The following is a 7,959-nucleotide window of genomic DNA, read 5'->3' as shown; positions in this document are numbered from 1 at the left end:
GCGCAGGCTGCGGGTGCCGTTGGCGTACGCAGCGGCCTTGATCTGGCGGATCGGGCGCTTGTCGACAATCAGTTCGCGGATTTCGTCGTTCAGGGTCAATATCTCGGCAATGGCGCGGCGGCCCTTGTAGCCGGTGCCGCGGCAATGGCCGCAGCCTTCGCCTTTGAGGAAATTCGTGTCCTTTTCTTCCGTCAATCCGTAGCGATTCAGCGTTACGGCATCGGGCTGAAACGGCCGCGCGCAATGTTTGCAGGTCAGCCGCACCAGGCGCTGCGCCAACACCGCGTTCAGCGCCGAAACGACGTTGTACAGGTCCAGCCCCATATGCATGAAGCGGCCGATCACGTCGAAGGCGTTGTTGGCGTGCACGGTGGAAAAAACCAAATGGCCGGTCAGCGCCGCCTGCACCGCGATCTGTGCGGTCTCGGCGTCACGGATTTCGCCCACCATGACGCGGTCGGGGTCGTGGCGCAGGATCGAGCGCAGGCCGCGCGAGAAGGTCAGGCCTTTTTTCTCGTTGACGGGGATCTGCACCACGCCGGCCAGCTGGTACTCGACCGGGTCTTCGATGGTGATGATCTTGTCTTCGCCGGTATGGATCTCGGCCAGCGTTGCGTACAGCGTGGTGGTCTTGCCGCTGCCGGTGGGCCCTGTCACCAGCAGCATGCCGTGCGGTTGGCGCGCTTGGGCGCGGATGGCGGCGCGTTCAATCGGCGGGAAGCCGAGTGCATCCAAGGTCAGGCTGCCACCGGTCTGCTCGATGCGGGCACGGTCCAGCACCCGCACCACCGCGTCTTCGCCGAACACGCTGGGCATGATGGACAAACGGAAATCAACCACCCGGCCCTGCACCTTGAGCTGAAAGCGGCCGTCCTGCGGCAGGCGGCGCTCGCCGATGTCCAGCTCCGACATCACCTTCAGCCGCGACACCAATTGCTCGGCCACCGCCGCGCCGTCGACCGTGCGCACCATCGACATCACGCCGTCGACGCGAAAGCGGATCGCCGCGCCGCGCGCCGTGCATTCGATATGCACATCGCTGGCGCCGTCCTGCAGCGCGTCGTACAGCGTGGCGTTGAGCAGGCGCACCACCGGGCTGGCCTGCTCCGACATCAGCAGCGCCGACAACTCCAGCGCGCCGCCGGCAGCCTCGCCCACGGCGGCGGCCTCCTCGACATCGGACAGCGCCCGAAAGTCGGCCTCGCCGGCGCCCAGCCAATGGGTGATGGCCGCAGCCTCGCAGCGCAACCAGCGCACCGGCTCTTGCAGGCGCGCCTCGACGCTTTGCAGCAGCAGCGGGTCGGCGGCGCGGTCGCCCAGCAGCATCTTGCGGCCACCAGCACCTAGCGCCAAAACCGCCCGCCAGCGCTGCGCCTGCGCCTGCGGCCAATGCTCGAAGTCAAGTTGCCAAGGGCCGAACTCGGCCGGCAAGGCATCGGCGAGGGAATGATTGCTAACGGCCGAACTCACTGGACTTGCTCCACCAGCTGGAAAATTGGCAAATACATCAAAACAATAATCCCGCCTATCAACACACCCATGATCAACATCAGCGCCGGGTTGATCGCCCGCGTCAGCAGCTCGGTCAAACGCGCCGCTTCTTCGTCGTGAAAGGCGGCCGCGCGCTCCAGCATTGCGGCCACTTCGCCGCTGCGCTCACCGACCCGCACCATGCGGCGCGCCACCGGCGTGGCCAAGTCGTTGGCCTCCAGCGCCTCGGACAAACGCTCGCCGCGCTCGATCTGCGCCGCTGCTGCCGCGACCGCCGGCCGCCAAGGCTCGGCCACCACGGCTTGGACGATACGCAGCGAGGCCAACACCGGCACGCCCGAGGCCAACAACATCGACAGGCTGCGGTACAGCCGCGCCAAGGCCAAGACGCGCAGCCGCGGCCCCAGGCCGGGCAGCGTCCACAAGCTGGCCTGCACACGCCGACGCAAAGCCGGCTGGCGCCACACCGCCACAGCCAAAACGGCCAGCGCCGCGATGCCCGCTAACACCGCAAAAGGGTGGGCTCCGGCGGTCTGGCCGAAACCGATCAAGACCCGCGAGGCCCAAGGTAAGTCATTGCCCAGGCCGTCCAGAATGCCGGCAAAACGCGGCAGCACATAGAGCAGCAAAAACAAAATCACCGCGCCGCCCACTGTCAGCAGCATCAGCGGGTAGACGCAGGCGGCGATCAGGCGCGCACGCAGGCTCTCGACCCAGGCCAGGTAGCGCGCATGTTGGGCCAAGGCGGCGCTGAGTTGGCCGGTGCGCTCATTGGCGGCGACGATGGCGCAGATCAATTCATCAAAGGCCTGCGGCTGCTCGCGCAGGGCCACCGACAAGGGCTGGCCCTGCTCGATATTGGCGATCACCGCGTCCAGCGCCAGCTTGACGGAGTCGCTGGCTTCCTTCTCGCGCAGGGTATTCAGCGCCTCCAGCAAGGAGATGCCGGCGTCCAGCAGCACGGCCAACTCCTGGCTGAACAACTGCAGCGGGAAGCTCCTGCCCGCCGTGCGGCCGGCGCGCCCCGGCTTAGGCTGCGCGGCCTCCTGCACCTCCAGCACATGCTGGGGCGCCACGCCCAAGGCGGCCGCCACCGACTGGCGGTCGGGCGCCTCCACGCGCTGGGTGCGCACCCCGTCGGCGTGAAAAACTCGGGTCAGGTAGACAGGCATGGGCTGGCTGCAGCGGGCGCTTTCAACAAGCTAGGCAAGAACAAACACTCACCAGCTGACCAGGTCGGCGTCTTCGCCCTCGCCGCCGGGGCGGCCGTCGCGGCCGAAGGACAGCAAGTCGTACTCGCCATGCTCACCGGGCGAGCGGTACTGGTAGTCCATCTTCCAGGGGTCCTTGGGCACGGCCTTGCTCAAATAGGGGCCGGCCCAGCGCGGCTCGTCGGCCGGCTTGGCGACCAGCACCGCCAGGCCCTGCTCGGTGGTGGGATAGCGGCCGACATCGAGCCGGTACTGATCGAGCGACTTTTGCAGCCCGTCGATCTGCGCCCGCGCCGCCTTCACCTCGGACTTGCCAATCTGGCCGAAGAACTTCGGGCCGACATAGCCAGCCAGCAGGCCGATGATGACCATCACCACCAGCAACTCAAGCAGGGTGAAGCCGCTCGAATTTCTATTGCTCTTGCCGATCTTGTTGCTGAATGAAGAAACCATGACCAATTCACATTTACACATTTATCTTGTCTTGACGGCCAACTGCACACCTTGAGCCGCTCTGTTTGACACTATTGCATCCGAAACGGGCCGCAGCAATTGGGACTTGACCACCCCCTTGAGAAACAGCACGCCGGGCCGTTCCCCAATTATTTCTACTCCCCCATGGGTGCCTGACGCAAAGCGACTGGCCTCGGCCCCCAGGGGTAGATGGCCTGTGACACTGTAACGGGCGCCTATGACAGTCGGCTCGGCCTGACCGGCCGCGGCGTGCTGAGGGCGATCTCTTAGCGCTCTACGGGCGCCGCTGGAACGTCGAGCCGCGCCTGCGCGCTCAGCGGTTCGCCATCACCTCACCCAGCCGCACCGCACTCCCCGCCCGCCCCAGATCCTCACCCACCCAAGCCGGGTTAAAACCCCACGGCCCCTTGGGAAACAACATCACGACGGTGGAGCCCAGCAAGAAGCGCCCCATCTCCTCGCCCTTCTTCAACTGGATCTGCTGGCCGCGGTAATCCCACTCGACCACCTTGCCCGGCCGCGGCGGGTTGACCAAGCCATGCCAGCTGGTGGCCATGCTGCCGACGATGGTGGCTCCCACCAAGACCAGCACCCAAGGCCCATGGACGCCCTCAAACACGCAGACCACGCGCTCATTGCGCGCAAACAAACCGGGCACGCCGCGCGCCGTGACCGGGTTGACCGAAAACAGCTCGCCCGGCACATAAATCATGCGCAACAGTCGGCCGGCCGCCGGCATATGAATGCGGTGATAGTCGCGCGGGCTCAGATAGATATTGGCGAAGATGCCGTCGTCAAACTGCGCCGCCAGCGCCGCGTCGCCGCCGACCAAAGCGGCGGTGCTGAACTCGTGTCCCTTGGCCTGGAAAATCTGCTGCCCCTGGATGGCGCCGAACTGGCTGATGCGGCCATCTACCGGGCACAGCAGCGTCGCCTCGGACAATGGCCTAGCACCTGGTTTCAGCGCACGCGTGAAGAACTCATTGAAGCTCGGGTAGGCGGCAATATCCGGCTCGGCCGCCTCGGCCATATTGACGTCGTAGCGGGCGACAAAACGGCGAATGATGGCCGTCGTGATCGCTCCCATGCGCGCCGAAGCGACGCGGCCGGCAAAGCGGGTCAGCGCCTGTTTGGGCATCAGGTATTGCAGCAGCACGGCGGAGCGGTCGGACACGGATTGATTCCCCCTGAGTCAAGGGTCGGGATTGTAGGTTGGAGTGCGCGCGCAAACTCCAACCTCGCCCCGCCGGGCGGGTACGATGCCGGCTTCTGCCCATCAGCGCCTGTCTGTGCCACCCATGGAAATCTACCTCGACGCCAATGCCACCACGCCGGTGCTGCCGCAGGCCAAGGCCGCGGCCATCCAGGCGATGGTGGAGGACTACGGCAACCCCAGCAGCGTGCACAGCACCGGGCTGAAGGCGAAGGCGCTGATCGACGGCGTTAGGGCAGGGGCGCAGCGCCTGCTCGACACCGGTGACGGCGCGCTGCTGTTCGTCAGCGGCGCCACCGAGGGCATTCAGACCGCTGTGCTGTCGGCGCTGAATTCACTGCGCGGCAATTTGCAAGCCGAGTTGCTGCTCTATGGCGCGACCGAACACAAAGCGGTGCCCGAGGCGCTCAAGCATTGGAACCAGGTGCTGGGGCTAGATCTACAGATCGAGGCAATCCCGGTCGACACCCAGGGACGCCACGATTTGGCTTTTCTGCGTCAGCACAGCGCCCGCGCCGGTCTGGTCTGCACCATGGCCGCCAATAACGAGACGGGCGTCATTAGTGATTTAGACGGCATCGAGGCGGCGCTGGTTGGCAGCCCGGCGCTGTGGCTGGTGGACGGCGTGCAGGCCCTGGGCAAGCTGCCGCTGCGCTTGCGGGATCGCCGCATCGATTACGCGCCGTTTTCAGGCCACAAGCTCTATGCGCCAAAGGGCATAGGCCTGCTTTATGTGCGGGCCGGCGCGCCGTTCACGCCGTTGATGGCGGGCGGCGGGCAAGAGGGTTCGCTGCGTTCGGGCACCGAGAATATGTCGGGCATCGCCGCCTTGGGCGCAGTGCTGGCCGCACTGAGCGATGGCGCAACGCTGCGCGATGAGCCCACCATGAGCGGTTTTCGAGACCGCTTGGCAGCAGCGTTAGTAGAAGCCTTCCCTGGCTTGGTCTTCAATGCGCCGATGGCCTTGAGCCTGCCGACCACGCTGAACTTTGCCGTGCCGGGCCTGAGCTCGCGCCTGCTGCAAGACCTGTTCGACGCCGCCGATGTGCGCGTCAGCGGCGGCTCCGCCTGCAGTGCGGCCAAGGCCGCGCCCAGTTTTGTCTTGCAGGCCATGGGCCTGCCGGACTGGCAGGCGGCCGGCGCGGTGCGCTTGTCGATTGGCCCGGCCGTCGATGCGGCGTTTATCGATGAAGCCTGTGCCCGCATCCGCGCCTGCGGCGAGTCGCTGCGCCGGCATTGCCTGAGCCCCGCGAATAATTTTGCGACGCTCGGCGACGGCATCACCCGCTTTATGCAGGACGGCGCCTGCTGCTACTTGCTGGCCGATGCCCTCAGCCAACGCTGCGTGCTGATTGACGCGCGGCCGGAGCAGGTGTTTCGGCTCGCGCAAGCGCTGACCTGCCAGGGCTACCCAGTGCTGGCGGTCTTGAGCACGACCGGCGAAGCCGAGCATGCGCAGGCGCGCGCCTTGCTGGCGGAGGCTGTTCCCGAGCTGATGCCGACGCGCCCCTGCGATGCCTTGGGTTGGCCGCTGGATGTGCCCGCACTGGCGCTCGGCAAGCAGCAATTGACGCGGCAGGGTCAAGTCTTGCTACTCGGTGAAACCGACGTGCCGGCGATTGCTTTCTCAGGGCTGAGCGAGCCTGCCGACTTAACCGCTTGTGTAGGCCCGAACAGCTTGCTGGCCCCAGCCCGCGACGAGGCGCAACAGGTGGCTCGCTGCCTGGCCAGCGCCGAGCCTACGGAAGAACTCGCCGCCCAACAGGTGCAAGGCACGCAGTTGAAGGCCTTCATGACTTACCACCCCGACGCGCTGCTGGTCGATGTGCGTGAGCCCTATGAGCAGTTCCTAAGCCAAACGCCTGAACTGATCGGTGTGCAAATGGAGGCGATGCCTCTGTCGCGCTTGTTGAACGCGATACATCCTTGGCTGACCGAGCAGCCGCAGCGGCCTTTGTTGTTCTTCTGTCGCACTGGCAACCGCAGCCGCCAAGCCGCGCTGGCACTGACCCGCCTCGGCCACGGCCAAGCCTGGACGCTGGCCGGCGGCCTGGCGCTCTTGCCCACGGCAACCCTTTCCAAGCATCAACCCGACCCCGCTCTGTATGTCTGATCTCGACCCCACTCCCGCTCATATTCACGCGTCCTTTTACCGCTTTGTCGCTTTGGCCGAGCCTGAGGCTGTAGCCGCGCGGCTGCGCGAGCTGAGCCAGCCAACGACCGGCATTGGCGGCAATATCCTGGTCGCGCCCGAAGGCATCAGCGCGGCGATCGCCGGGCCGGCCGCGGCGCTGGCCGCCTTCGAGCAAGCGCTACAAAACGACCCCGCTTTCGGCGGCGCCTTTGTCGGCATGGTGTTCAAACACAGCGCCTGCACGACCCAGCCCTTCACGCTGATCAAGGTCCACAGCAAGCCCGAGATCGTTGCCTTCGGGGTGCCGGGCGTGTCCGGCCTGCCGGATGCGAGCAAGCCCGATACGCATGTCTCGGCCACGCGCTGGCGCGAGTTGATCAAAGAGCCCAATGTGCTGGTGCTGGACAACCGCAACAGCTTCGAGTTCAAGCTCGGGCATTTCGAGGGCGCGGTCGACCCCAAGGTCGCGCATTTCCGCGACTTCCCGGCCTATGTAACCGAGCATGCCGATGAGTGGAAGGCCAAGGGCCAGCGCATCGCGATGTATTGCACCGGCGGCATACGCTGTGAGAAAACCAGCGCCTGGATGCAGGATCAGGGCCTCGACGTCTACCAACTCGACGGCGGCATCATCAGTTACTTCGACGCCTTGCCGGATGCCTCCGCCGATTGGAAGGGCGAGTGCTTTGTGTTTGACAAGCGCATCGCCATCGACACGCATTTGCAAGAAACCGCCACCACGGCCGAGGACGTCTATGCGGGCGAGCCGGATGAAGCCTGGCGGCTGGCCAGGGCGCGCCGGCTCGATCCGGCGGCTTGAACCTGGCGGCGGCAAGCCGCGTCATAACGGGCAAAGCAATCGTCAAGTCCAAAGCTGCCAGAATCGGCACTCGCAGCGGATGAATGGCCCCCACGATTAGCTCGCCGATCAAGCACGAACACCCCGAGGACAAAAGACCAGTCATGAATTCCGTCGAACAGCAGTTTTTCATTGGTCTCGAACAAAGGCTTTGGACTGCCGCTGACAAGCTGCGCAGCGCCTTAGGCGCCTCGGTCAACAAGTATGTGGTGCTGGGCCTGTTCTTCTTGAAATACGGTGTGCTCGGCGAATTGCGTGACACCCTGCTCCCGAAGCTGCTCGCCGGCGAGCTGTCTGTTGAAGGACTCACCGAAGCTGTGGAGGCCGCATGAAGGCGTTTCAGTCCCTGGAGGACTTGTCACTGCTGCGCGAATCCGTTTCGCTCGAATGCAAGCTGGCCAATGGCCGCGATAGCAGGGGCGCGCTGCCCGATGATTTCTGGCCGACTTACAGCGCCATGGCCAACACCGATGGTGGGTTGGTGGTGCTTGGCATGCGCGAGCGCAAAGGCCAGTTCGAGCCGGTGGGTATCGAGCAGATCGATAAGGTGCGTACCGAGCTGTTCAATAACCTGAAC

At 65.2% G+C, this 7,959-nt stretch carries 8 protein-coding genes; 4 read left to right on the top strand and 4 right to left on the bottom strand.

What is annotated here, in order from left to right:
- The 4 genes from RMO57_RS18600 to asd form a co-directional block, all read right to left on the bottom strand.
- The coding region (locus tag RMO57_RS18600; RefSeq protein WP_310389195.1) for a GspE/PulE family protein at positions 1-1,470 on the bottom strand (1,470 nt) is incomplete at its 3' end.
- Positions 1,467-2,663, bottom strand: coding sequence for a type II secretion system F family protein (locus RMO57_RS18595; RefSeq protein WP_310389193.1), 1,197 nt, complete (start codon positions 2,661-2,663; stop codon positions 1,467-1,469). The genes RMO57_RS18600 and RMO57_RS18595, both read right to left, overlap by 4 nt.
- A 48-nt stretch (positions 2,664-2,711) precedes the next feature.
- Entirely contained in the window at positions 2,712-3,155 is a 444-nt protein-coding gene (gene gspG / locus RMO57_RS18590; RefSeq protein ID WP_310389191.1) for a type II secretion system major pseudopilin GspG, read from the bottom strand.
- A gap of 334 nt (positions 3,156-3,489) precedes the next feature.
- Positions 3,490-4,350 (bottom strand): archaetidylserine decarboxylase, encoded by an 861-nt coding sequence (gene asd / locus RMO57_RS18585; protein WP_310389189.1) that lies wholly within the window; start codon positions 4,348-4,350, stop codon positions 3,490-3,492.
- A 124-nt stretch (positions 4,351-4,474) separates the two neighbouring features.
- On the opposite strand from asd, the gene RMO57_RS18580 reads away from it, so the two are divergent.
- The 4 genes from RMO57_RS18580 to RMO57_RS18565 form a co-directional block, all read left to right on the top strand.
- The gene (locus tag RMO57_RS18580) at positions 4,475-6,502 is read left to right on the top strand and encodes an aminotransferase class V-fold PLP-dependent enzyme (RefSeq protein ID WP_310389187.1); all 2,028 of its coding nucleotides are present in this window, start codon (positions 4,475-4,477) and stop codon (positions 6,500-6,502) included.
- Positions 6,495-7,343: a rhodanese-like domain-containing protein gene (locus RMO57_RS18575; protein ID WP_310389185.1), complete on the top strand. Its 849-nt coding sequence runs from the start codon at positions 6,495-6,497 to the stop codon at positions 7,341-7,343. Before RMO57_RS18580 ends, RMO57_RS18575 begins: the two co-directional genes overlap by 8 nt.
- Positions 7,344-7,486: 143 nt before the next feature.
- On the top strand, positions 7,487-7,714 hold the full coding sequence (locus tag RMO57_RS18570) for a type I restriction-modification system subunit M N-terminal domain-containing protein (RefSeq protein ID WP_310389183.1): 228 nt from the start codon (positions 7,487-7,489) through the stop codon (positions 7,712-7,714).
- The coding region (locus RMO57_RS18565) for a helix-turn-helix domain-containing protein (RefSeq protein WP_414896454.1) at positions 7,711-7,959 on the top strand (249 nt) is incomplete at its 3' end. The genes RMO57_RS18570 and RMO57_RS18565, both read left to right, overlap by 4 nt.

It is taken from the genome of Roseateles sp. (genome assembly GCF_031397715.1).
In the GTDB taxonomy this organism is placed as follows: Bacteria; Pseudomonadota; Gammaproteobacteria; order Burkholderiales; family Burkholderiaceae_C; genus Paucibacter_A.
This window is presented reverse-complemented; position numbering and strand designations above follow the sequence as displayed.

Excerpts from the sequence above, each read along its gene's own strand:
- RMO57_RS18595 (WP_310389193.1), bottom strand. The coding sequence starts at position 2,663 with ATGCCTGTCTACCTGACCCGAGTTTTTCACGCCGACGGGGTGCGCACC.
- gspG (WP_310389191.1), bottom strand. The coding sequence starts at position 3,155 with ATGGTTTCTTCATTCAGCAACAAGATCGGCAAGAGCAATAGAAATTCG.
- RMO57_RS18580 (WP_310389187.1), top strand. The coding sequence starts at position 4,475 with ATGGAAATCTACCTCGACGCCAATGCCACCACGCCGGTGCTGCCGCAG.
- RMO57_RS18575 (WP_310389185.1), top strand. The coding sequence starts at position 6,495 with ATGTCTGATCTCGACCCCACTCCCGCTCATATTCACGCGTCCTTTTAC.
- RMO57_RS18570 (WP_310389183.1), top strand. The coding sequence starts at position 7,487 with ATGAATTCCGTCGAACAGCAGTTTTTCATTGGTCTCGAACAAAGGCTT.